Source organism: Brucella cytisi, assembly GCF_038433355.1.
In the GTDB taxonomy this organism is placed as follows: Bacteria; Pseudomonadota; Alphaproteobacteria; order Rhizobiales; family Rhizobiaceae; genus Brucella; species Brucella cytisi.
The window spans coordinates 192,835-215,886 of sequence record NZ_JBCAUP010000004.1; the positions used below are offsets into that span (position 1 = coordinate 192,835).

Here is a 23,052-nt window from a genome sequence, read left to right on the forward strand (position 1 = left end):
GTGCCAGCTTCTCACATAAGGAATTCCCGACATGGGCAACGACAAGAACAATCGCACCTATTATGCACCGACTGGCGGACTGCCGCCGCAGACGCAGCTTCTCACCGATCGTGCCATGTTCACCGAAGCCTATGCGGTGATCCCCAAAGGCACGTTCAGCGATATCGTGACAAGCTTCCTGCCCTTCTGGGACAAGACGCGGCTCTGGGTGATTGCGCGCCCACTCTCCGGCTTCGCCGAAACCTTCTCGCAATACATCATGGAAGTTCAGCCGGGTGGCGGCAGCGATCGCGCCGAACTGGATGAAAGTGCGGAAGGCGTGCTGTTCGTGGTTGAGGGAGAGATCGCCGTTACCTTGGCTGGCAAGACCCACACACTGACGGAAGGCGGCTATGCCTATCTGCCGCCCAAAAGCGGCTGGACGCTCCGCAACAAAGGCGCGGCGACGGCCCGTTTCCATTGGGTGCGCAAGGCCTATGAATATGTCGACGGCCTCGACGTCCCCGAACCGCTATTCCTCAACGAAAAAGATATTGCGCCCAATCCAATGCCGGATACCAATGGTGCCTGGGCAACGACACGCTTTGTCGATCCGAACGATCTGCGCCACGACATGCATGTCACCATCGTGACCCTGGAACCCGGCGGCGTCATTCCCTTTGCCGAAACTCACGTCATGGAACACGGCCTCTATGTTTTGGAAGGCAAGGCAGTCTACCGGCTCAATCAGGACTGGGTGGAAGTGGAAGCCGGTGACTTCATGTGGTTGCGCGCCTTCTGCCCGCAGGCTTGCTACGCGGGCGGTCCCGGCAAGTTCCGCTATCTGCTCTACAAGGACGTCAACCGTCATATGAAGCTCTCGCGATAAAGGAGAGCAGTCCATATTCTGCGATGTATTCTCGCAACGAAAAGGCCGGATCAATCCGGCCTTTTTCATATGTGCGGAATGATATGTCGGAAACAAAAACGGCGAACCGAGGCTCGCCGTACCATTCTTCCGACTGGAGATCAGATTTGTAGACAGCGCAGTCCTTCTACGCTATCGAATGGTTCTTTTAATATAGTACCAGCAATCCAAAATGCAGATTACAATTTTTCTATATCAGATCTTGGTTACTTGACGTATATATCGAAAATTTAATAAAATTTCTTCAATTAAATATGATATTATCAAATACTACACTGAAGAAGCGCCGCCACATCAGCGTGAGTGTTTTGATATACTCTTCAAGCAAGATTGGGAGACCTATACCGACCTCCCAGATCAGCATTAGAACAAGCGCTGGAAGCGGATCATACCCTGAACGGCATCCTTGCCATTAAGATATGACTTGCTGTCGTTCCATTTGGTGTAGGAGACTTCCGACGTGACCGTGAAGCCCGGAACCATTTCAAGGGCTACGTTGGCAGTGGCTGCGAAAGTGCTGGTGCCATCATAGGCGACCTGCACATTGATGACGGCCTTGTCGGCAGCCTTGAACGCCGCACCGCGCCAGACAGTCCAATCGCCACCCCCAGGTGTCGTAGAAGCTGCTGATCGCACGAACCTGACCGATATCAAGACCATTGCCATCGGTTTCGGCAACGGTCTTTAGAGTGCCAAGATCGGTTTCCGACGCCGTGGAGAGACGCAGCGTGAAGCGAGCCTTGTTATCCCGGGAATTGCAGCGCGTATCGACGGTACCGTTGCGATCAACGAAGCCACGGCCGTAAACAATGTCACCGCCAGCAGCATCGTAACGAACAAAGCTCGATACGCGAAGGCAGGTTACGGTGCCCGGAATATGGAATTATCCTGCACCATAGGCGTCGCAAACGCGAACGTACTCAACAGATTCAGGCTTTGGTGCCACAACGGCATCCGCAGCATTTGCTCCAGTGGTTGCAGCCATGCCCCAGGCGAGCCGAATAGCAAGCTCCTGATCTTCATTTCATTGCCTCCAGAAATTTTTCAGACGAGGCCTGGCTGAATGATCTCAACAAATACTTCAGTTCAAATTTTAAGTACTTAATAAATTTGAAACGTCAATTACGTCAAGAAAAGCACTTTTTATAAGAATAAATATTCTGTACTAAATAATATTAAATAAAAATGTTATTCAAGAAAAATTCCACATACATCCAAATTAGAAATTTCTTCATGGAGGAAATTCTCTACTCTAAATGGACTAAAAGAAAACGGGACCCAAAGGCCCCGCTTTACAAACGTTTCGCGACTGTGTCTTTTGAAGGCTACTTGCCTGCGGCCTGCTGCGCATAAACGTAGCTGTCATAGGTATATTCAGCGACGCGGAACCATTCGAAGCCCTCGTCACGGAATTTTTTCCAGCTTGGGTAGATTTTCGCCCATGCCGGATTTTTCTCGTTATATTCCGCGTAGAGGTCGAACGCGACTTTGTAAGCGGCATCCAGAACGTCTCGCGGAAGCGGTTGAAGCTTCACGCCCTTCGACACCAACGAACGAATCGCAGCGGTGTTCTTCACGTCATAAAGCGAGATCATGTTCTGGGTCGCAGCTTCGGCAGCCGTATTCAGCGCAACCTTGTATGGCTCCGGCAGGCTTTCATATTGCTGCTTGTTGATAAAGAAGTGCACCGAAGCGCCACCCTCCCAGAACGCCGGGTAATAATAATATGGCGCGATCTGGTAGAAGCCGAGCTTCTCGTCATCATAAGGGCCGACCCATTCGGCCGCGTCGATCGTGCCGCGCTCCAGCGACGGATAGATGTCACCGCCCGGAAGTTGCTGCGGAACGACGCCAAGGCGCGACATGACTTCACCGGCCACGCCCGCAATACGCATCTTCAGGCCCTTCAGATCCGCAAGGCTTTTGATTTCCTTGCGATACCAGCCCCCCATCTGGGCCGCCGTATTACCTCCGACAATACCGACAATGCCATAATCGGCAAGGAAAGCATTATAAAGTTCGTTGCCGCCGCCGTGATAGAGCCAGGCATTCTGCAGGCGCGTGTTCATACCAAAGGGAATAGCCGTCCCGATGGCGAAAGCCGGGTTCTTGCCGGTGAAATAATAGCCGCACGTATGGGCCATTTCGACCGTATTGGCCTGAACTGCGTCAATGGCCTGCGGGCCGGGAACGATTTCACCCGCCTGGAATACCTGAATCTGGAACTTGCCTTCAGTCATCTTTGAAACGGCATTGGCCATATAGACCGCACCGCCATAGATCGTATCCAGATTGTTCGGAAAGCCCGAAGTTAGACGCCAGCGCAGCGTCGGCAATTCCTGCGCGATTGCCGGTGTTGCGAGTGCCGCGCCGCTTGTGGCAGCGGCAGCGCCAATTGCGGCACCCTTTGTCAGAAATGTGCGACGGCTCAAATCCTGTTTCATGTGTCTCCTCCTAAGATCGTTCTGGTTTTATCGAGACCTACGCAATGCTCTTTTTCCCCTCACTGCGCAGGCTTTTGCTGTTGGTCCTTGCCCTGACCGAAGCTCGGTTGCGGAGAACCGAAAGACGGTGCGGGTAGCGGGTCGGTTGACGGTGAAGGCGCTCCGAATGGTGCGGGTGCTGCACCAAACGGATTGCCGCCGCCAGCACCGGGCATCGGCACATTGATCTGGATGGATGCCGGATCGGCTTGCGGGTGACCGCTCTTGTAGTGGGTGACGATGCCTGGGAACGCGATGATGATGCCGACCATAACAAGCTGGATCAAAAGGAACGGGATCGATCCCATGTAGATTTGTCCTGATGTCACCGGCTGGATAGTCGTGCCCGTCACCTTATCCTTATAGGGCCGAGACGGAGCGACTGAACGCAAATAGAAGAGCGAGAAGCCAAATGGCGGATGCAAGAACGATGTCTGCATGTTGACAGCAAGCATGACACCGAACCAGACTAGATCGATGCCGAGACTGTCGGCCACCGGCGCCAGAAGCGGGATGATAATGAAGGCTAGCTCGAAGTAATCGAGGAAAAAGGCCAGAAAGAACACCAGAAGATTGGCGACGATCAGGAAGCCGACTTCCCCGCCGGGGATGGACGTCATCAGATGCTCGACCCAAACGTGACCGTTGACGCCATAGAAGGTGAGCGAAAACACGCGTGCGCCGAGCAGAATGAAGATGACGAAGGACGACAGTTTTGCCGTGGCGTAGAGCGCTGACGTCAGTATCGTCATGTTGAGGCGACGGTTGATAATGGCGAGAAGCAGAGCGCCGACCGCCCCCATCGCGCCACCTTCCGTAGGCGTAGCAACGCCGATGAAGATCGTTCCGAGAACGAGGAAGATCAGCACAAGCGGCGGCACGAGCGAAATCACCACTTTCTGTGCCAGTTTCCAGCCCTTCAACGTGCGGGCCTGCGGCGGCAGAGCGGGAACCGTATCGGGCCGGAAAATCGACATGCCGATGATGAAGGCGCAGTAGAAGCCTACAAGTAGCAGACCGGGGACCAGCGCGCCCTTGTACATATCGCCGACCGAACGGCCCAGCTGATCAGCAAGCACGATCAAAACGAGGCTTGGCGGAATGATCTGTGCCAGCGTACCGGATGCGGCAATCGTGCCGCTCGCCACTTTCCGATCATAGCCGTAACGCAACATGATCGGGAGCGAAATCAGCCCCATGGAAATCACCGAAGCGGCAACCACGCCAGTCGTGGCCGCAAGAAGTGCGCCGACCACGATAACTGCAAAGGCTAGGCCGCCGCGCACGGGGCCGAAAAGCTGTCCGATCGTATCGAGCAACTCTTCCGCCATACCGCTTCGCTCCAGTATCAGCCCCATGAAGGTGAAGAACGGAATAGCGAGCAGCGTTTCGTTCGACATCTGCCCAAAGATGCGATCCGGTATCGCTCCGAATAGGTTGACCGGCAGAAGCCCCATTTCGATGCCGACGAAGCCGAAGGCAAAACCGACGAAGGCCAGTGCGAAAGCCACCGGGTAGCCGAGCAACAGCACGACCACCAGCGACAGAAACATCAACGGGGCGAGATTTTCTGCAATAAAAGCAATCATATCCATTCCCCTCAGAGCGCCTGGGCTTCCGCATCTTCAATGGCAACCGTGTCCGGTATGCGCCCTTGAAGAATGGCGATGCGCTTGATGAGTTCGGAAATGCCTTGCAATGCAAGCAGCCCGAAGCCGATGGGTATCAGCACCCAGACCGGCCAGAGAACCAGCCCGCCTGTGTTGTTGGAGGTTTCGCCACTTGCGATCTTGGCTTCTACGATAGGCCACGAGAGATAAATCGTGATGAGGCAGAAAGGCAGGAGGAAAAAGATCGTGCCGAAAATCTCAACCAGAAGCTGGGTTCGCCGCGAGTAACGGCTGTAGAGAAGATCGACCTTCACATGCTCGTTATTTAAAAGCGTATATCCAGCGGCGATCAGAAAGACTGCCGAGAACAGATACCATTGTGCTTCCAGCCATGCGTTCGAACTGACATTGAACAGCTTGCGCGAGACGGCGTTGATAGCGCTAATGAGCACTGCCACCAGGACCAGCCACGATACAGATTTTCCGATGAAATTATTCGCCGCGTCGATAGCACGCGACAACGCCAGCAAGACTGACATCGCTCCTCCCCTCCTGTTCCGCCTCCTCAAGCGGTTTTGGAGCGGATGATAAGACCGGCGAATCCCTGCCGCAAGTTGACGAAAGTTCTAAGAAACGGAGACCTACCCATTAGTGGGTAAGGAAATATCAGGGGTGAGGTGAATATCCCTTATTGCGAAGACAGGCGCAACCGGTTCTCGATGGCGTAGCGCGTAAGCCCGGCAGTGCTGGCTATTCCAAGTTTCTTCTTGATGTTCTTGCGGTGGGTTTCGACCGTCGCTTCCGAAATGCCCAACCTGATTGCAATTTCGCGGTTGCTACCACCTTCCGCCACCAGCACCAGCACATCGTTTTCGCGGACGGACAGACCTTCCGATTTCCTGTCGCCGCTGTCGAGCAGCGCTTCCGAAACACCGGAAGAGAAATATGTTCCGCCCGAAGCGACCGCATGAATGGCGGCGACGATTTCAGTGGTGGACACATCCTTCAACACATAGCCCGAAGCCCCGCGCATGATGGAGGTCGAGATATATTCGCGGCTGTCATGCATGGACAGCATGAGGATGCGAATGCCCGGCAATTGCTTCTTGAACAGTTCGATAGCGTCGATACCGTTGAGAAGCGGCATGTTGATATCCATCAAAACCACATCAGGATTGACGGTGAGCGCCAGCTCCAGAGCAGCCCGCGCATTGGACGCTGCGCCTGCAATATCGATATCGTCATAGGTTTCGAGTACAGCCCGCAAACCATCCAGAACCAGCGGATGATTGTCCACGAGCAATACGCGAATCTTGCATTCATTCGTCATGCGACTTCCGGTTCCCGCTTTCTTTCTGTTGCCGACTTCGGCAAGCGCGCGGTGAGCTGCGTACCATCTGCGCTGGTTTCTACCAAGAGCACTCCGCCGAAATGTGCCATCCGCTCCTGCATATTTCGCAAGCCGAGCCCGGAAAGCTGATCTTTCAGATCACGCGCCGTAAAACCATTGCCGTCGTCGGTGACCGTCATCGTCACCTTGCCGCCGGAACCCCAGAGGCGGATGCCTACCTGGCTCGCCCCGGAATGGCGTTCGACATTGGTAAGCGCTTCCTGCACGACGCGATAAAGCGCCGTGCTTGGCTCCGGCTTCAGCGTCTCGTTCAGTCCACTTGCTTCTAGCTCCGTTTCAATACCGGTCCGTTCGGAAAAATGCTCGCACAGGGCCTTGAGCGCGACCGTCAGGCCAAGATCGTCAAGAATGCGCGGACGCAGATCATGCGAAAGCCTACGCACCTCCTTGATTGCGCCATTGAGCGCGTCCGATGCTTTTTCGATCGCAAGCGGCGCGCCTCCGCTGTCCATGCGCACCTGACGGCTTGCGAGATCGATGGCATAACGAACACCGACGAGATTTTGGGAAATACCGTCATGCAGCTCACGCGCCAGACGCGCCCGTTCCTCCTCCTGTGTATCGATGATGCGCTGCGCCAGCTCCTTCAGCTTGTTATCGGCCATGCGCCGCTCGCGCAGATTGAGCAGCATACAAGTCGCGAAGACGAGCATCACAGCTGGCACGGCGATCAAACTGACGATCAGGAATGTCGTTCGGATATTGGCCCGGAAATCGGCGTTAGCGGCGGCAGTCTGCACGTAGACATCGTCAAGATAGACGCCTGTTCCGAGCATCCATTTCCATTTGCTAAGACCGACGGCAAAGGAGAGCTTGTCCGCCATTTCGCCGCTTGACGGCTTTTCCCATTTATACTGGTGAAGCCCTCCGCCTTCCTTCGCCTTGTCAATCAGATTGGCAATAACGCGATCTCCATCAGGGTCGACAAGATCGAGCCAGTTATGGCCGGGCCGAAATGTCTGGCGAGGATGGACAACATTGTTGCCGTCATAGTCATAGACAAAGAAGTAGCCGTCACGACCATAATCAAGCGAGGTCAAAATCTTCCGCACCTTTTCCATGGCGGCGGTATCGTCGGGGCCAGCATCGTCGTAAATCTGCTGGATAGAAGAAAGTGCCAGATTGGTAAGATTGAGAAGCTCGGTCTCCTTGGCCTTCAGCATATTCTTCTCGAAGGTCGCGATACTGCTCTGCACGAGATTTGCCGATTGCCAGGTAATGAAGGCCGTGACCGTCAGAATAGCCACGATAAGCGGCACAATCGCCAGTGCAACGATCTGATGGCGTAGCGTCACGACTTCTCCTCCCGGCACCGCAAGCTGACTTTTTACCCGGCGACTTTAGAGTTCCGGCTTGATGAGGAAAAGAGACAATCGGCAAAACGCTGCCCCAAGAATAGTTCGCTCATAAAGCCAATAATATATTATTCTATTATTATATAACTTAAATATAAACAATAAATCATATTTGAATACACGAATATTTTATGTTCAATATGCTTTCCTGGACAGTGCGTCCGAGTATACGGTTCTGGGCTCATTAATTTCAGAGAGAATCTTTTTATGAAAAGCTATCGCGTAATCGGTCTTGCATTCTCGCTGGCGGCCATTTCAGGCGCTTCGGCCTTTGCGGTTCCACTTCCAGGCGGCGCCAGCACCCTCCAGGAGACTTATCAAGACTGGATCGTTTCATGTCAGAGCCAGAAGGAAACAAGCATCTGCGTGATGCGTCAGGACCAGAGCAACACGCAGACTGGCCAACGCGTTCTGACTGTGGAATTGCGCAATCTGGAAGGTAAGGTCAGGGTGTTCTGCTGACGCCGTTTGGCCTTGATCTCGTCAAGGGCGCAGCTCTCAAGATCGACGAAGTTGCCGGACTTTCTCCACCTGCCTGCCGCAGGGGTGCCTGGCGCCGGTTAGCTTCGAAGCGAAGCAGGTCGCAGCACTCAAGGCTGGCACCAATATCAACGTCACCACGACGGCCTTAAGCCCGAGCCAGCCGGTCGCCTTCAAGGTTTCGCTGAAAGGCTTCGGCGCAGCGCTCGACCGTATCACCGCACTGACGAAGTAAGTTTCAAAACTATGATGGAACAGCTATACGCCCAACGGGCGTATAGCTTTTGTCAGGCTGCATGCGCCGAGATATGCACGAGATGCCTTCGCCATCGCAATGTCATCAGCACGGAGACTATGCCGAGACCTGCGGCGAGGCCCAACCATATACCGACCCCACCAAGTTCGAATTGGAATGCAAGCAAGGCACCCAACGGCAGACCCACGCCCCAATAGCCAAATAGCGCCAGGAACATCGGTATGCGTGTATCACGCAGGCCACGCAACATGCCCGCGGCAACGGCCTGCGCACCGTCAACGATCTGGAAAAGAGCTGCCAGTGCAAGGAATGTTACGGCCAGTTCCATCACCGGCAGGTTCTGCGGATCTTGCAGATCGAGAAAAACACCGATGAACACGCGCGGGATGAGAACCATAAGAAGCCCCATCACAGCCATGAAACCCACGCCGAGCGCATAAGCGCTCCAGCCTGCATAGGCGACAGCCTGAGGGTCGCCACGGCCATAGGCACGGCCCACGCGCACGGTTGCAACCTGACCGAAACCGAGTGGCACCATGAAGCTGAGCGATGCAATCTGGATCGCCACGGCATGGGCCGCCATGGCCGTCGGCCCAATGCGGCCCATCATCACGACGGCCGCATAGAAGATCGACGTCTCGAACACGAATGTCAGCGCCATTGGAATACCAATGCGCCACAACTCACGCAGGCGCGACCAGTCGGGACGCCAGAAGCGGCCAAACAGATGATAGCGGCGGAAGCGGTGATGACGCACCGTGATGAATGCAAGTCCAAGAAACATCATCGTGCTTGACGCTGTGGTGGCGATACCGGCGCCGTGCAGTTCCATGCGCGGGAAACCGAAGTGGCCGAATATCAGTGTCCAGCCGGCAAGCGCGTTGAAGCCGATGGCAAGCGCTGCAATCAAAAGCGTCCACATCGGCTTTTCCATCGCCGCAAAGAACGAGCGTAGAACAATATAGCCGAGATAAGGCAGCAGCGCCCATTGCAGCGTGTGCATGAAATCGGTCGAACGGGCAGCAATATCCGGACGCTGGCCGAGAAACAGGAAAATCTCCTCGCAATGCCAGAGCACGATCCAGACCGGGATCGCAATCATGATTGCGGTCCAGAAACCCTGACGCACGGTGCGGCGCACATCACGCACCGAATGACGGCTCTTGCCGAGCGCGATGGCGATCATCGGCATGACGGCAGAGACGAGCCCCATCGAGAAGATCATGAGCGTATGATAGAAGCTCGTCGCCAGCAGAGCCGAAGCAAGCGTATCCGCTCCAAGACGGCCAATGAAGATGACGTCGGTTGCCGTCAGCGCTGCCTGCGAAAGATTGGTGAAGATCAGCGGCCAGCCAAGCTTCAGCGCTGCCGCTATCTCCCTGCTCCAGCGTTGCGTGCCGGATTCATGCGGCTCCCGAAAGCCCGCATCGATTGTCCTGTCCATAATCCGCTCCCCGAAGCATCCGGGACCGTCAATCCGCCGGATGTTCCATTTGAATGAGGCCACGCCCCGGAACATCAGAGACCATGTCAATCTGAGAAGAGGCGCGGAATACGATCATCGACCGTCCCATGCCGGCTAAGGATGTCCATCGCCAAGAGAGCGACACACCCCGTTTTTCGGGTTACTCAATTTCTATCGGGAACGTTGTGTATGTTCCAGAAACTGATCCGGAGCCAAGCGGGCTGCGCATCGATTTGCACAAAATAAGAGCACAATGGATATCAGACTTGCTTAAAGAAGCAACACATCTCGAGATGGATTTTTCATCTCCTGACATAGAGAGGAATGAAATCCTCATTCTGACGCGAAAGCGCAATTGCCCGTCCGATAAAGGATTGACGCTAACGGCCTAACCGATAGGAATGATTGCATTAATTGCAGGAGGCGTCATGCGCAGCACCAAAGTCATCCATATTGTCGGCTGTCACGCGGAAGGCGAAGTCGGTGATGTCATTGTCGGTGGCGTGGCCACTCCTCCGGGCAATACAGTGTGGGAGCAGTCGCGCTTCATCGCCAGTGACGAGACCTTGCGTAATTTCGTACTGAACGAGCCGCGTGGCGGTGTGTTTCGCCATGTCAATCTACTGGTGCCACCAAAAGACCCGCGTGCGCAGATGGGTTTCATCATCATGGAACCTGCCGATACCCCGCCCATGTCCGGCTCCAATTCGATCTGTGTCTCCACGGTTCTTCTGGATAGCGGCATCATCCCGATGCAGGAACCCGTCACAAGCATGGTACTGGAAGCGCCGGGCGGGATCATTGAAGTAGAAGCTGAATGTCGCAACGGCAAGGCCGAGCGTATCAGCGTGCGCAACGTACCGTCTTTCGCTGACCGTCTGGATGCATCGCTGGAAGTTGAAGGGCTTGGCACGATCATCGTCGACACGGCCTATGGCGGTGACAGTTTCGTCATCGTCGATGCGGCACATATTGGGATAAGGATCGAGCCGGGTCAGGCGCGGGAACTCGCCGAAATTGGCGTTAAGATCACGAAAGCTGCCAATGAGCAGCTTGGTTTTCACCATCCTGAGAAAGACTGGAACCACATTTCCTTCTGCCAGATCACCGAGCCAGTGACGCGCGATGGCGGCGTACTGACGGGCGTGAACACCGTTGCCATTCGACCGGCCAAACTCGACCGTTCCCCGACCGGCACCGGCTGCTCGGCGCGCATGGCCGTGCTTCATGCAAAAGGCCAGATGAAAGTCGGCGAGAAGTTTATCGGCAAATCGGTGCTGGGCACGGAATTTCATTGTCAGCTCGACAAGGCTCTGGAGCTTGGTGACAAACCCGCTATCAGCCCCATCATTTCCGGTCGCGCATGGGTGACGGGAACTTCGCAGCTCATGCTCGATCCGAGCGATCCGTTTCCAAGCGGCTACCGTCTGTCGGACACATGGCCCAATATGCCTGAGTAAGCCAGAGCAAAGCGCCAATAAAAAACCCCGCACAAAGCATGGCATTGGGCGGGGTTTTCTTCATTCATCCGGATTACGCTTACGCGAAATCCAATGCACGGTCGCCGTCTTCATCCTTGATGCGCGATGGCAGGCCGATCTGGTTCAGAATGTGGAGGAAAGGCTTCGGGTTTAGCTCTTCCACATTGACCATCTTCTTCACGTCCCATTCGCCCGAAGCAATCAGGATTGCAGCTGCAACCGGCGGAACGCCAGCGGTGTAGGAAATGCCCTGCGAACCCACTTCGTTATAGGCGTCTTTGTGGTCGGCAACGTTATAGATGAAGACTTCCTTCTCTTTGCCGTCCCTGGTGCCCTTGACGAAATCGCCAATACAGGTCTTGCCAGTATAGTCCGGTGCCAGCGACGACGGATCAGGCAGAACGGCCTTGACCACCTTGAGCGGCACGACTTCCAGACCTTCAGCGGTCTTGACCGGCTGTTCGGACAGAAGACCGAGATTATTCAGCACCGTGAAGACGTTGATATAGTGATCGCCAAAGCCCATCCAGAAACGCACATCAGCGTTCGGATAGTTCTTGGACAACGAATGCACTTCATCATGGCCGGTCATATAGGCTTTGCTTGGACCGACGACCGGCAGGTCAAATGTGTGGCCGACTTCGAACATCTTGTTCGACTGCCATTCACCACCCTGCCAGGAATAGACCGTGCCGGTGAATTCGCGGAAGTTGATTTCCGGGTCGAAATTGGTCGAGAACCAGCGACCATGCGAACCGGCATTGATGTCAACGATGTCGATGGATTTAACTTCATCGAGATAGTCATCCGCCGCAAGGCGTGCATAGGCATTGACCACGCCCGGATCGAAGCCGATGCCGAGAATGGCGGTGATGCCCTTCTCTTCACACTCCTTGAGATGCTTCCACTCGTAATTGCCATACCATGGCGGCGTTTCGCAGATCTTCTTCGGATCTTCGTGAATCGCCGTATCCATATAGGCAACACCCGTATCGATACAGGCGCGAAGGACCGACATATTGAGGAAGGCCGAGCCGACATTGATGACGATCTGAACGCCAGTCTTCTGGATCAGAGCCTTGGTGGCTTCAATATCCAGCGCGTCCAAAGCATGCGCTTCCAGTTTCACCTCGGTTTTGAGGCTCTTCTTTTCATGCACGCTATCGATAATCTTGCGGCATTTCTCAACCGTGCGGGACGCAATGTGGATATCGCCCAATATGTCAGAGTTTTGCGCACATTTATGTGCAACAACCTGTGCCACGCCCCCGGCGCCGATAATGAGAACGTTCTTCTTCATTTTCTGTCGATGCTTCCTCTTCCAGCGGTTTCCCGCCATCTGTTTCGCGTCCCGATTGCCTTCTCATTCGGAACATGTGGGTTCGTTGCGGTTTGAAACCGCAGCAGGATCTTTACGAAAGCGACCCTTCAAAATCCGCATAATCAAATTCGCGAACAATTTTGACCGTGCCATCGAGTTCACGCACAGCAATGGCTGGCATTTTCACGCCATTAAACCAGTTCTTCTTGACCATGGTATAACCGGCGGCATCTTCAAATGAGAGGCGATCGCCGATGGAGAGCTCCTTGTCGAAAGTGAACTCGCCGAAAATATCGCCGGCAAGGCAAGACTTGCCACAAACCATATAGCTGTGCTCGCCATTGTTCGGCGCCATTTTCGCCTTTTCACGATAGATGAGCAGATCAAGCATATGCGCTTCAATCGAGCTATCGACGATGGCGAGGTTCTTGCCGTTATAAAGCGTGTCGAGAACCGTGACTTCCAGCGTCGTGGTCTTGGTGATGGAAGCCTCACCCGGCTCCAAATAAACCTGTACGCCGAATGTCTCCGAGAAAGACTTCAGCCGCGCGCAGAACTCATCGACCGGATAGTCGTCACCGGTGAAGTGGATACCGCCGCCAAGGCTAACCCATTCAACGCGATGCAGAAGCGAGCCGAATTTTTCTTCGATGTCGGTCAGCATCTTGTCGAAAAGACCGAAGTCGGAATTTTCGCAATTGTTATGGATCATGAAGCCGGTCACGCGGTCCATGACTTTTTCAACCTTCGCCACATCCCATTCGCCAAGACGGCTGAACGGACGCGCCGGATCAGCGAGATCGAAGGTTGAAGACGAAATGCCCGGATTGAGGCGCAGGCCACGCTTGATATGCGCTGCCTTGTCGGCAAAACGCTCAAGCTGACCGATCGAATTGAAGATGATCTTGTCGGCGTGGCTGATGACCTCGTCAACCTCGTTATCAGCATAGGCCACGCTATAGGCATGGGTTTCGCCGCCAAATCTTTCATGGCCGAGACGCACTTCATTGAGCGAAGACGACGTGGTGCCGTCCATATATTCGCTCATCAGATCAAACACCGACCATGTGGCAAAGCATTTGAGCGCCAACAGCGCCTTTGCGCCCGATTTCTCGCGCACATAGGCAACCTTTTCCATGTTGCGCTTCAGTTTGGTCTTGTCGATCAGGTAGTAAGGCGTCTGGATCATGAGAGTTCCGGGTCGTCCAAAGGGGAAATTTGGCCTGGCCAGCTAGGCTGGTTTGCCAAGTTGAGGAAACACACAGGTGGTTTCCCAAATTATTCGAAGGCTTATAGGAAGCTTGTGACAGAAACACAAATCCGCCACAGCATTATCGGGAAAAAATTTCCCCACAAGCTATCGCGGATTACTTCCCTGCCTTCAGCAGGTGAGCTTCATATAGAGCTTTTTACAGAAATTTGAACCCCTACCCACGCTGCCGCTTGCCCCGCCATTTTCATTGAAAGTCTTTGCCCGGACAAATGGCTTCTGGCGACCAATATGGCCCGGTACAATCTCTGGAGTATCATCAAATTAATTAAACAAGCATTTTCTTGACAAATTATAGGCGCGGGCGTAGCCATTGTCTCCATGTTCGGGGCGACCTCATTCAGGCTTTCGCCCGCACAATGACGGTCAAAGGAAAATGAAATGAAAGATCACAAGCCGACCGCCGGTTGGGGAGATCTGTTCGCAGGCAAAAACGCTATCGTCTCGCTGACGCTTGTCGGCGGCGTTGCGCTTCATGCCATCAACGTGTTCATCGCCACAACCATTCTGCCGACTGTTGTCGCCGACATTGGGGGTATGGACTATTATGCGTGGAATACGGCACTGTTCGTGACTGCATCCATTCTCGGCTCAGCGCTCGTACCACGCCTGCTTTCACAGGCGGGTCCGCGCAGCGCCTATCTGATCGCGGCGGTTATTTTCGCTGCTGGAACCCTGACCTGTGGACTGGCTCCATCCATGCCTGTCATGCTGGCAGGACGTGCCATACAGGGTCTTGGCGGCGGCATGATGCTCGCCCTTTCCTATTCCATGATCCGCATCGTTTTTGACGAAGCACTGTGGCCACGCGCCATTGGTCTCGTTTCCGGCATGTGGGGCGTGGCTACACTTGTCGGCCCGGCCATCGGCGGCGTTTTTGCAGAACTGGGCATCTGGCGCGCCGCCTTCTGGTCGATTGCGCCAGTGATTGCTGTGTTCACCATCATGGCCATGACGATCTTGCCACGTGAATCAGGATCCGCCGCTAGCAATGACCGGCTTGCCTTGCCGCAGCTCATCCTTTTGACCGCTGCAGTCCTTGCTGTTTCTGCCGGGAGCATTTCATCAGAGCTGGCGCTGAATGCCGGTGGTGTCGCGCTCGCCATTGTCTTACTGCTTCTCCTCGCTGCCGTGGAAAAGAAAGCCAGCAGACGCATTCTGCCGAAAGGCTCGTTCAGTATCCAAAAACTCGGCGCGCTTTATCTGACCCTCGCCTTCCTCAGCGCATCCGTCACCAGTTCCGAAGTCTTCGTGCCGCTGTTCTTTCAGGTGCTCCACAACCAGTCGCCGCTTGTTGCGGGCTATCTGGCAGCCATCATGGGCGGCAGCTGGACACTTGGTTCCATCGGATCGTCAGGGGTTGCCGCTGGACGCACTGACCGTGTCATTCTGGCTGCCCCCGTCATGGGCGTGGCCGGCATGGTTACGCTGGCGGTTCTCATTCCCGCTGGCAGTGAAGGACACTGGTACGATCTGCTGCCGATCTGTATCGCGCTGGCCGTCATCGGTTTCGGCGTTGGCCTGACATGGCCGCACCTGCTGACCCGCATTTTCAAGCGTGCCGACGCAGGAGATCAGAATCTGGCTTCCGCTTCAGTGACGATGGTGCAGCTTTTCACGACCGCCCTTGGTGCAGCACTTGCCGGAATGGTTGCCAATATGGCTGGTCTCACTAATCCCGGCGGCTTTACCGGCACCGCACATGCCGCACTTTGGCTCTTCTCCGGTTTTGCCATTCTGTCTGCGCTGGCGTTTGTGTCGGCACTTGCTCTCGTCCGCAGTGCGAGACAACTTCAGCCGGCACAGTCCTGAAAGGATGATTAAACGGTAGGCGCAATAACGTAGGCACAGCGCCGTGCGCCAGCCAGAATATGTTCGGTGCGGCTTACAGAAACATCAGGGCCAAGCACGGCCCTGAATACCTGAAGCTCCGATCTGCAGAAGCCCTGACAGGCATCAGCAGCGGTGCAGATAGGACAATGATTTTCGATGAGCAGCCAGGAACCATCGTCCCGCTTTTCGGCATCGGCCATGTAGCCTTCGGCGGAACGGATGTCTGCAAGTTCCTTCACCCGCTCGTCGAGCGACAAATCCTTCAGCCGCGTCTGATATTGACGGCGTGTCTCGGTTTCGCGATGGGCGATCAGCATATCCAGCGCATCATCGCCGAGAATGGTACGCACCGAATGAAGAAGCTGAACCGTCAAATCGGCATGCGTATCGGGAAAACGTTTGTTACCGGCTTCGGTCAAATCCCAAAACAACGACGGACGACCGACGCCCTGGGACACGGAATGAGAGGAAACAAGCCCTTCTTCTGCCAGACGCACGAGCTGTTGGCGAACGGCCTCGCCTGTGGTTCCCAAATGTTCCCCGATAATCGCGGCGGTCTGCGTTCCCCGCATCTTGAGCGAGAGCATAATCCTTTCCGCGGGAGAACGTGCTCCCAATTCCTCGGTATTTAGAAAGTCATTCCTTGACATATGTGCTATTTTCTATTTAAAGAAGGATTATCTTGTTAAATAGGTGATCAGGCCTGTCGAAGCAAGATAATTCTGAATTTTCAATATTCAAACCGGCTTTCGTCAAAGCCAGAGTCGACACCGGATTCGGTCCTCAGGATGCTGAACGGTGATTATGCTCAAGCGATCAGGAGTTTTAAAATGAGCTTCACTTTGCCACCACTTCCCTTTGCAACCAACGCGCTCGAAGGCGCCGGGATGGGTACGGAAACGCTTGAGTTGCACCACGGCAAGCACCATCAGGCCTATGTGACGGCACTTAACGGTTTCGTTGAAAAGAATGATGCGCTCAAGGGCAAGTCACTCGAAGAAATTGTCCTTTTCGCCAAGGACAAGGCCGATCTCGCTCCGGTGTTCAACAATGCCGGCCAGCATTGGAACCACAATCTGTTCTGGGAGAACCTGTCGGCAGCAGGCGGTCGCCTGCCCGGCGCCCTGGAAAAGAAGATTGTCGAGGATTTCGGTGGCGTCGACCAGTTCAAGGAAGCCTTTAAGGCTGCGGCCGTCGGCCAGTTCGGTTCGGGTTGGGCATGGCTGGTTCTGGCCAATGACGGCAAGCTGAAGGTCACCAAGACGCCAAATGGCTCCAATCCGCTGGCAACCGGCGAAGGCAAGGCGCTATTAGGGCTTGATGTCTGGGAGCATAGCTATTATCTCGATTTCCGTAATCGTCGGCCTGACTATGTAACGAATTTCCTCGACAAGCTGGCCAATTACGAATTCGCGGAAGCCACCCTGAAGGCAGCCTGACGCGCTTACATTGATTGCGATCAAGGCGTTTTGCCCGCAACGGATGCAGTCTTCACGGAGCTGCACGACTGCGGGCAAAATGCAGCAATGACCGATAGAAACTGAAACAACCAATCCATTCCATAGGCGCCGTCCTCCCAAGCGGTGCAGGAGCAAGACAGAGACAGTTCCGAAAATGAGCAGCAACTTCAATCAGGAAACCGTCACCGACATCCATCACTGGACCGACACGCTGTTTTCCTTCCGCACGACGCGCGACCCCGGTTTTCGCTTCCAGAGCGGCCAATTCATCATGATGGGCCTGGAAGTGAACGGCAAACCGCTCACACGCGCCTATTCGATTGCCTCGAGCCTTTACGAAGACGGTCTGGAATTCTTCTCGATCAAGGTGCCGAACGGCCCATTGACCTCAAAGCTCCAGCACCTGAGGGTTGGCGACCAGATCATCCTGTCCAAGAAGCCGGTCGGCACGCTGCTCTATGATAATCTGAAGCCCGGCAAAAACCTCTGGCTACTTTCGACCGGCACCGGCCTCGCGCCATTCCTGTCAATCATTCGCGACCTGGAAGCCTATGAACGTTTCGATAAGATCATTCTCGTTCATGGCGTGCGTCAGGTAGCCGAGCTTGCCTATACGGACTTCATCGCCAATGAATTACCGCAGGATGAATTCCTCGGCGAAATGGTCAAGAATCAGCTCATCTACTATCCGACCGTCACACGTGAGCCTTACAAGAATCGTGGCCGCCTGACCGACCTCATTCGTTCGGGTCAGCTCTTTGCTGATATTGGCCTGCCGGAATTCAACCACGATGACGACCGCATGATGCTCTGCGGCAGCCCGGAAATGCTAGCCGAAACCAAGCAGATTTTGGAAGAACGTGGCTTCAAGGAAGGCAGCCAGAGCGAAGCCGGACATTACGTCATCGAAAAGGCTTTTGTTGAAAAGTAAGCCCTGCCACAAGCGCTGGAAAATGAATAGAGGGAGGCGTCGGCCTCCCTTTTTCTTTAACTGTACTTATTGAGATCGCACCGCCTGCAGGAAAAACGTCTTCACACCGGCAACCATCTCGGCACGATCCATCATATCCGGGTTGGAGATAATCTCATCGACCGCACCGTGCAGCGCATTGAACAGAAGTACAGCCGTCAAACGCGTATCGGCGATTTTCCATGCGCCTGCAGCATTACCGTCGGTCAACAATGCATCGAGCCGGACGATTGCCGGATTTTCCTGCTTCATGCGGCGCATGGGCGGGTGAAAATCATGGAACACCATGTCGTGGAGTTTGTAGTTGTCGAGATAGCCGGCAATTCCGGTCTCGGCCCAGACCGCCAGCTTTCCCTGCCAGTCGTCGGCAGGATATCGGTCCAATTGATGCTCCAGCCCTTGGCAGAACCCGTCGATAAATCGCTCTCGCAAGGCGAGCAGGATGTCGTCCTTGCTGCGAAAATGCAGATAGAACGTGCCTTTGGCGACGTCCCCCAAGCGCACGATTTCATCCACGCTTGTCGCCGCGAAGCCTTTTTCGAGGAAGAGGGCTTCAGCTGCAGCCATCAGCTCGTCGCGACGTATTTCCGCTGGTTTGGTGCGGGGCTTGTGCTTGATGGCAGTCGACGGCAAATGAATCTCCGAAGCTTCAGGATGCCGCCAGTCTACCTCGGATCGCCACCCTGTCAAAATCGAGCTGATGTGGTCGAACGACCCGATCCTCCAGCCAATGCAGTGCCGCGTCGACATTGGAGAATGTCCCCGCCGGAACGCGAAACAGCTTTTCAGCATCCATGCGGCTCGCCTGTTCATAAACAGATTCCGGCACGATGTTCACCATGCCCAGCACCTGTTCGCGAATACGCTGCGCATTCTGCTGGAACCATTGTTTCACTTCCCGTGCCGAACCTTCGGGATGCGCAAGTGCGTCCTCGTCCAGAAAACGGCGGATCGTGATGAAGGGCTTTCCCTCATCAAGCCACCGATTCCAGACATCAAAGAATTCACGCGTTTCTTCCAAGGTCGATGCGCCCTTCGACAAGGTGACCACGTAAGGCCAATTTTCCGTATGGTGAAGCATCACGCTTCCCTCCTGTTCGATATCCATCAAACTCTCTGCGGCCATGCCGCTTTGAGCCGTGACGGCGATCCGGCAACTGGCACGCACACAAGCAAGTTGCAGAACCACCGCACGACTCATGACTGACTATCAGTCAGTCATTGTGTGACATGAAAACATGAATTATTCAATCATGTTTTTGCGTGTAGGATTCTTGCACGAGTATAGATGCAGTTTACGCCATGAATGTGCGAGACCTAACCCTTAGCGGTGGACTCGGTTTCACAGCGAAACACGTTTGGACATTGCCTATGTGGGAGATATTGCGCCTGTCCACACAAGACGTAAAGCCTTATCTATTCAGTTCAAAATCGAGCCCGATATCGAGATTTGGCGCGCTGTGCGTGGTCCAGCCGACTGAAATCAGATCAACGCCGCTGGCCGCGACTGCCGCCACCGTTTCCGGTGTGATGCCGCCCGAGGCTTCGGAAATGGCGCGACCGTCGATAATCGAGACCGCCTCGCGCAGTTGCGCAGGCGACATATTGTCGAGCAAAACGGCATCCACACCAATGGCCATCGCCTCCTCGAGTTGTTGCAGCGTATCGACTTCAACCTCGATCTTGACCATGTGACCAGCACCGGCCTTGGCGCGTTCGATGGCCGCGCGCACGCTGCCCCCAACGGCGATGTGATTATCCTTGATGAGCACCGCATCATAGAGCGCGAAACGGTGGTTCATGCCGCCGCCTGCCCGGACTGCATATTTCTGCAAGGCACGCAGACCGGGCGTCGTCTTGCGGGTGCAGACGATGGAGGCCTTTGTGCCAGCCACAGCCTTGACCAGATTAGCCGTCGCCGTGGCAATGCCGGACAGATGGCCGAGAAAATTGAGCGCGGTGCGCTCACCCGCCAAGATCGAGCGGGACGAGCCGGAAACGCGGGCAACATCCGCCCCCTTCTCAAGAGACTGACCGTCGCGCGCCATGCGTGCGAACGTAACATCCGGGTCGACCAGACGAAATGCCATTTCAGCCACGTCCAGTCCGGCGATGACACCCGGCTGACGCAGGCTGAACAGCATGGCCGAGCGGTGTTCTTCCGGCACCACCGCATTGCTGGTGATGTCGCCAGCAAGCCCCAGATCTTCCAGAAGTGCGGCGCGCACCAGCGGTTCGATGACAAGCGGAGACAAGCGCGGCAGGTTCATGAGGCTATCCTGGAGATTCGGTTTGTTTCAACCATTTCACGAGCAAGCGCGAACGCCGTCTTGAATGTGTGGAAGCAGCTTTTGGCCACCGCATCTTTGTGCGGATGGTCTGTCCGGGTATGGCCACCGCGTGACTCGCATCGTTCAAATGCTGCAACCGCAACAGCAAGCGCCACGGCTGCGGCATCGCCGGTCTCCGCTAGGGGGAGAAGGGTCGTGACTGCAAAACGTAAACCTTCTTCATCGCGCAGCAGGCCAAGATGGCTGGAAACGATGCGCCGCACAGGTTCGGGATCGGCACTCTGTGGCAGGCTGATCGGCACGGGATGCCGCGCGTCGATAACTTCTTCATCGACAACGGCGCGGGCGGTGCGCAGTCCCATGGCGGCAGCTTCGAGCAGCGAATTGCTGGCCAGCCGGTTGGCGCCATGCAGGCCGGTGCAGGCCGCTTCGCCCACAGCCCAGAGACCCGGCAGACTGCTGCGCCCGTCGGCGTCGGTCCTGATCCCGCCCATGTGATAATGCGTGGCCGGTCTGACCGGGATCAGATCACGTGACGGATCAACACCATGCTGCTTGCAAAGCGCATCAATACCGGGGAAGCGAGTTGCAAAACGCGCGCCCAGAGCCGCGCGTGCATCGAGATAAACGTTGCGCCCTTGCGCGATCTCGTTGCCGATGGCACGCGCCACCACATCACGGGGTGCAAGCTCACGGCCCGGAATATCAGCCATGAACTGCTCGCCACGATCATTGACGAGCTTAGCGCCCTCCCCGCGCACAGCTTCGCTGACCAATGGCAGACGCGGCGCAGAAACGGCAAGCGCGGTCGGGTGGAACTGCACGAATTCCATATTGGCAAGCACAGCGCCAGCGCGCCCCGCCAGAGCCGCACCTTGACCGAGATTGCCGAGCGGCGTGGTGGTGGCCTCATAAAGCCCGCCGATCCCGCCCGTCGCCAGCACTACGGCGGTTGCTGCAACCGGTCCGAGATTTTCAAGACAGGCACCGACCACACGACCATCGTGCTTGATCAAACGCAGGGCTCGGGTGTTTTCCAGAACAGTGATTGAAGGCGTCGCCAGAACCTTTGCGGTTAAAGCGCGCATGATGCCCGCGCCCGTCGCATCGCCACCGACATGCACGATGCGATGGCGGCTATGGGCAGCTTCCAGACCGAGTGAAAATGAACCGTCCGCCTTGCGGTCGAAGCGCACGCCATGTGCTTCAAGTGCTGCAACGATTTCTGCACCCGCTGCAACGATTTCAGCGGCCACAGCCGCATCGCACAGGCCGTCACCTGCCGCAATCGTATCGGCCAGATGCAGCGCCGTGCTGTCATCCGCACCGAGGCTGGCGGCAATACCGCCTTGCGCCAGCGTGCTGGAACCGGACAGGCCGAGACTTCCCGCCGTTACCAGCAGGACCGGCTGCGGAGAGAGCGTCAACGCCGTCATCAGACCGGCAAGGCCGCTGCCAATGATAAGGACCGGGGCCGTGTTCATACCGCCAGCATCCGTTCGACGGCGCGGCGGGCAGGCTCCATCAATGCGGCATCGACAGTCACTTCATGGCGGTTTTTTTCCAGCGCATCCCGAATATTGGCGAGCGTGATCCGCTTCATATGCGGGCAGAGATTGCACGGACGGATAAACTCTACGTCCGGGTGATCGACAGCAACATTGTCGCTCATCGAGCATTCGGTCAACAATACGACACGCTGCGGCTTCTTCTCGCCGACATAATCCGACATGACTGCCGTGGAGCCGGCGAAATCGGCGGCGGCTACCACTTCCGGCGGGCACTCGGGATGAGCCAGAACCATCACGTCGGGGTGGCTTTCTCGCAATTCGCGAATATCGTCGGGGGTGAACCGTTCATGCACCTCGCAATGTCCATGCCAGGCGAGAATTTCGACATCGGTTTCGCGCGCCACATTCTGCGCCAGAAACTCGTCGGGGATCATCAGCACGCGCGGCACGCCAAGCGACTCCACCACCTTTTTGGCATTGCCGGAGGTGCAGCAAATGTCGGATGCCGCCTTCACGGCAGCAGATGTGTTGACATAGGTGATGATCGGCACGCCGGGATGCGCCTCACGTAACAGCGCCACATCTTCCGGCGTGATACTGTCGGCCAGCGAACAGCCCGCAGCGATATCCGGGATCAGCACTGTCTTGCTTGGATTGAGCAGCTTGGCCGTCTCGGCCATGAAATGCACGCCCGCCAGCACGATTACATCAGCATCGACCTCTGCAGCCTTGCGCGCCAGCGCCAGACTGTCGCCGACAATGTCGGCCACGCAGTGGAAGATTTCCGGCGTTTGGTAATTATGCGCAAGGATGACGGCATTGCGCTTTTTTTTCAGCTCAATAATGGCCGCGACATCGCCTTCGAAGCCCAGCCACTCCGCCTTGGGCAGCACCTTGGCCACGCGGTCATAGAGTTGCGAAACGGAAACATGATCGTTCATGGTTGGG

The 23,052-nt window shown here is 55.6% G+C and carries 19 protein-coding genes and 2 pseudogenes; 6 read left to right on the forward strand and 15 right to left on the reverse strand.

Annotated elements, in window-relative coordinates:
- Positions 1–31 precede the first annotated feature (31 nt).
- Entirely contained in the window at positions 32–868 is an 837-nt protein-coding gene (locus AAE521_RS05525) for a bifunctional allantoicase/(S)-ureidoglycine aminohydrolase (RefSeq protein ID WP_342060696.1), read from the forward strand.
- A gap of 402 nt (positions 869–1,270) precedes the next feature.
- Here the strand turns inward: AAE521_RS05525 and AAE521_RS05530 are convergent.
- From AAE521_RS05530 to mctS, 6 genes and pseudogenes are all read right to left on the reverse strand, one after another.
- Positions 1,271–1,930 (reverse strand): annotated as a pseudogene (locus AAE521_RS05530) (porin).
- Positions 1,931–2,232: 302 nt separating this feature from the next.
- The gene (locus AAE521_RS05535; protein ID WP_071632007.1) at positions 2,233–3,351 is read right to left on the reverse strand and encodes a TRAP transporter substrate-binding protein; all 1,119 of its coding nucleotides are present in this window, start codon (positions 3,349–3,351) and stop codon (positions 2,233–2,235) included.
- Between the two features lie 59 nt (positions 3,352–3,410).
- Positions 3,411–4,979: a TRAP transporter large permease gene (locus AAE521_RS05540; protein ID WP_342060697.1), complete on the reverse strand. Its 1,569-nt coding sequence runs from the start codon at positions 4,977–4,979 to the stop codon at positions 3,411–3,413.
- Positions 4,980–4,990: 11 nt separating this feature from the next.
- Positions 4,991–5,539 carry a TRAP transporter small permease subunit gene (locus AAE521_RS05545; protein WP_071632006.1) on the reverse strand — a complete coding sequence of 183 codons (549 nt, stop codon included), beginning with the start codon at positions 5,537–5,539 and terminating at the stop codon, positions 4,991–4,993.
- A 149-nt stretch (positions 5,540–5,688) separates the two neighbouring features.
- On the reverse strand, positions 5,689–6,330 hold the full coding sequence (gene mctR, locus AAE521_RS05550; RefSeq protein ID WP_071632005.1) for a two-component system response regulator MctR: 642 nt from the start codon (positions 6,328–6,330) through the stop codon (positions 5,689–5,691).
- The gene (gene mctS, locus AAE521_RS05555) at positions 6,327–7,706 is read right to left on the reverse strand and encodes a two-component system sensor histidine kinase MctS (RefSeq protein WP_071632004.1); all 1,380 of its coding nucleotides are present in this window, start codon (positions 7,704–7,706) and stop codon (positions 6,327–6,329) included. The genes mctR and mctS overlap by 4 nt, the downstream gene beginning before the upstream one ends.
- 267 nt (positions 7,707–7,973) lie before the next feature.
- Between mctS and AAE521_RS05560 the strand changes: the two are divergent.
- Positions 7,974–8,481 (forward strand): annotated as a pseudogene (locus AAE521_RS05560) (invasion associated locus B family protein).
- Positions 8,482–8,533: 52 nt separating this feature from the next.
- On the opposite strand, the gene AAE521_RS05565 reads toward AAE521_RS05560, so the two are convergent.
- Positions 8,534–9,946 carry an MATE family efflux transporter gene (locus AAE521_RS05565; protein WP_342060698.1) on the reverse strand — a complete coding sequence of 471 codons (1,413 nt, stop codon included), beginning with the start codon at positions 9,944–9,946 and terminating at the stop codon, positions 8,534–8,536.
- Positions 9,947–10,395: 449 nt separating this feature from the next.
- Between AAE521_RS05565 and AAE521_RS05570 the strand changes: the two genes are divergently transcribed.
- The gene (locus AAE521_RS05570; protein ID WP_342060699.1) at positions 10,396–11,427 is read left to right on the forward strand and encodes a trans-3-hydroxy-L-proline dehydratase; all 1,032 of its coding nucleotides are present in this window, start codon (positions 10,396–10,398) and stop codon (positions 11,425–11,427) included.
- 79 nt (positions 11,428–11,506) lie between these two features.
- Here the strand turns inward: AAE521_RS05570 and AAE521_RS05575 are convergent, their stop codons facing one another.
- Together AAE521_RS05575 and nspC are read right to left on the reverse strand one after the other, a co-directional pair.
- Positions 11,507–12,748: a saccharopine dehydrogenase family protein gene (locus AAE521_RS05575; protein ID WP_071632000.1), complete on the reverse strand. Its 1,242-nt coding sequence runs from the start codon at positions 12,746–12,748 to the stop codon at positions 11,507–11,509.
- A gap of 112 nt (positions 12,749–12,860) precedes the next feature.
- On the reverse strand, positions 12,861–13,958 hold the full coding sequence (gene nspC / locus AAE521_RS05580) for a carboxynorspermidine decarboxylase (RefSeq protein ID WP_071631999.1): 1,098 nt from the start codon (positions 13,956–13,958) through the stop codon (positions 12,861–12,863).
- Between the two features lie 462 nt (positions 13,959–14,420).
- Here nspC and AAE521_RS05585 point away from each other — a divergent pair, with 462 nt between their 5' ends.
- Positions 14,421–15,851 (forward strand): MFS transporter, encoded by a 1,431-nt coding sequence (locus tag AAE521_RS05585; protein ID WP_342060700.1) that lies wholly within the window; start codon positions 14,421–14,423, stop codon positions 15,849–15,851.
- An 8-nt stretch (positions 15,852–15,859) separates the two neighbouring features.
- Here AAE521_RS05585 and AAE521_RS05590 read toward each other — a convergent pair whose 3' ends face one another.
- Positions 15,860–16,459, reverse strand: coding sequence for a helix-turn-helix transcriptional regulator (locus AAE521_RS05590; RefSeq protein WP_342060701.1), 600 nt, complete (start codon positions 16,457–16,459; stop codon positions 15,860–15,862).
- A gap of 243 nt (positions 16,460–16,702) precedes the next feature.
- Here AAE521_RS05590 and AAE521_RS05595 point away from each other — a divergent pair, with 243 nt between their 5' ends.
- Together AAE521_RS05595 and AAE521_RS05600 are read left to right on the forward strand one after the other, a co-directional pair.
- Positions 16,703–17,311: a superoxide dismutase gene (locus AAE521_RS05595; protein WP_342060702.1), complete on the forward strand. Its 609-nt coding sequence runs from the start codon at positions 16,703–16,705 to the stop codon at positions 17,309–17,311.
- Positions 17,312–17,486: 175 nt separating this feature from the next.
- Positions 17,487–18,263, forward strand: a complete 777-nt coding sequence (locus tag AAE521_RS05600) for a ferredoxin--NADP reductase (RefSeq protein WP_071631995.1) — start codon at positions 17,487–17,489, stop codon at positions 18,261–18,263.
- Positions 18,264–18,329: 66 nt separating this feature from the next.
- Here the strand turns inward: AAE521_RS05600 and AAE521_RS05605 are convergent, their stop codons facing one another.
- The 5 genes from AAE521_RS05605 to nadA form a co-directional block, all read right to left on the reverse strand.
- Positions 18,330–18,935, reverse strand: a complete 606-nt coding sequence (locus AAE521_RS05605; protein ID WP_342060703.1) for a TetR/AcrR family transcriptional regulator — start codon at positions 18,933–18,935, stop codon at positions 18,330–18,332.
- A gap of 16 nt (positions 18,936–18,951) precedes the next feature.
- Positions 18,952–19,503 (reverse strand): hypothetical protein, encoded by a 552-nt coding sequence (locus tag AAE521_RS05610; RefSeq protein ID WP_342060704.1) that lies wholly within the window; start codon positions 19,501–19,503, stop codon positions 18,952–18,954.
- 211 nt (positions 19,504–19,714) lie between these two features.
- The gene (gene nadC / locus AAE521_RS05615; protein WP_071631993.1) at positions 19,715–20,572 is read right to left on the reverse strand and encodes a carboxylating nicotinate-nucleotide diphosphorylase; all 858 of its coding nucleotides are present in this window, start codon (positions 20,570–20,572) and stop codon (positions 19,715–19,717) included.
- Positions 20,569–22,077, reverse strand: coding sequence for an L-aspartate oxidase (locus tag AAE521_RS05620; protein ID WP_342060705.1), 1,509 nt, complete (start codon positions 22,075–22,077; stop codon positions 20,569–20,571). The genes nadC and AAE521_RS05620 overlap by 4 nt, the downstream gene beginning before the upstream one ends.
- Entirely contained in the window at positions 22,074–23,045 is a 972-nt protein-coding gene (gene nadA, locus AAE521_RS05625) for a quinolinate synthase NadA (protein ID WP_342060706.1), read from the reverse strand. The genes AAE521_RS05620 and nadA overlap by 4 nt, the downstream gene beginning before the upstream one ends.
- Positions 23,046–23,052: the final 7 nt, after the last annotated feature.

Bases quoted from the DNA above. Each gene is read 5' to 3' on its own strand.
- AAE521_RS05570 (WP_342060699.1), top strand. From the start codon at position 10,396: ATGCGCAGCACCAAAGTCATCCATATTGTCGGCTGTCACGCGGAAGGC.
- AAE521_RS05525 (WP_342060696.1), top strand. From the start codon at position 32: ATGGGCAACGACAAGAACAATCGCACCTATTATGCACCGACTGGCGGA.
- AAE521_RS05535 (WP_071632007.1), bottom strand. From the start codon at position 3,351: ATGAAACAGGATTTGAGCCGTCGCACATTTCTGACAAAGGGTGCCGCA.
- mctR (WP_071632005.1), bottom strand. From the start codon at position 6,330: ATGACGAATGAATGCAAGATTCGCGTATTGCTCGTGGACAATCATCCG.
- AAE521_RS05595 (WP_342060702.1), top strand. From the start codon at position 16,703: ATGAGCTTCACTTTGCCACCACTTCCCTTTGCAACCAACGCGCTCGAA.
- nadC (WP_071631993.1), bottom strand. From the start codon at position 20,572: ATGAACCTGCCGCGCTTGTCTCCGCTTGTCATCGAACCGCTGGTGCGC.
- nadA (WP_342060706.1), bottom strand. From the start codon at position 23,045: ATGAACGATCATGTTTCCGTTTCGCAACTCTATGACCGCGTGGCCAAG.
- AAE521_RS05565 (WP_342060698.1), bottom strand. From the start codon at position 9,946: ATGGACAGGACAATCGATGCGGGCTTTCGGGAGCCGCATGAATCCGGC.
- AAE521_RS05545 (WP_071632006.1), bottom strand. From the start codon at position 5,539: ATGTCAGTCTTGCTGGCGTTGTCGCGTGCTATCGACGCGGCGAATAAT.
- AAE521_RS05540 (WP_342060697.1), bottom strand. From the start codon at position 4,979: ATGATTGCTTTTATTGCAGAAAATCTCGCCCCGTTGATGTTTCTGTCG.
- AAE521_RS05585 (WP_342060700.1), top strand. From the start codon at position 14,421: ATGAAAGATCACAAGCCGACCGCCGGTTGGGGAGATCTGTTCGCAGGC.
- nspC (WP_071631999.1), bottom strand. From the start codon at position 13,958: ATGATCCAGACGCCTTACTACCTGATCGACAAGACCAAACTGAAGCGC.
- AAE521_RS05590 (WP_342060701.1), bottom strand. From the start codon at position 16,459: ATGCTCTCGCTCAAGATGCGGGGAACGCAGACCGCCGCGATTATCGGG.
- AAE521_RS05620 (WP_342060705.1), bottom strand. From the start codon at position 22,077: ATGAACACGGCCCCGGTCCTTATCATTGGCAGCGGCCTTGCCGGTCTG.
- AAE521_RS05610 (WP_342060704.1), bottom strand. From the start codon at position 19,503: ATGAGTCGTGCGGTGGTTCTGCAACTTGCTTGTGTGCGTGCCAGTTGC.
- AAE521_RS05575 (WP_071632000.1), bottom strand. From the start codon at position 12,748: ATGAAGAAGAACGTTCTCATTATCGGCGCCGGGGGCGTGGCACAGGTT.
- AAE521_RS05600 (WP_071631995.1), top strand. From the start codon at position 17,487: ATGAGCAGCAACTTCAATCAGGAAACCGTCACCGACATCCATCACTGG.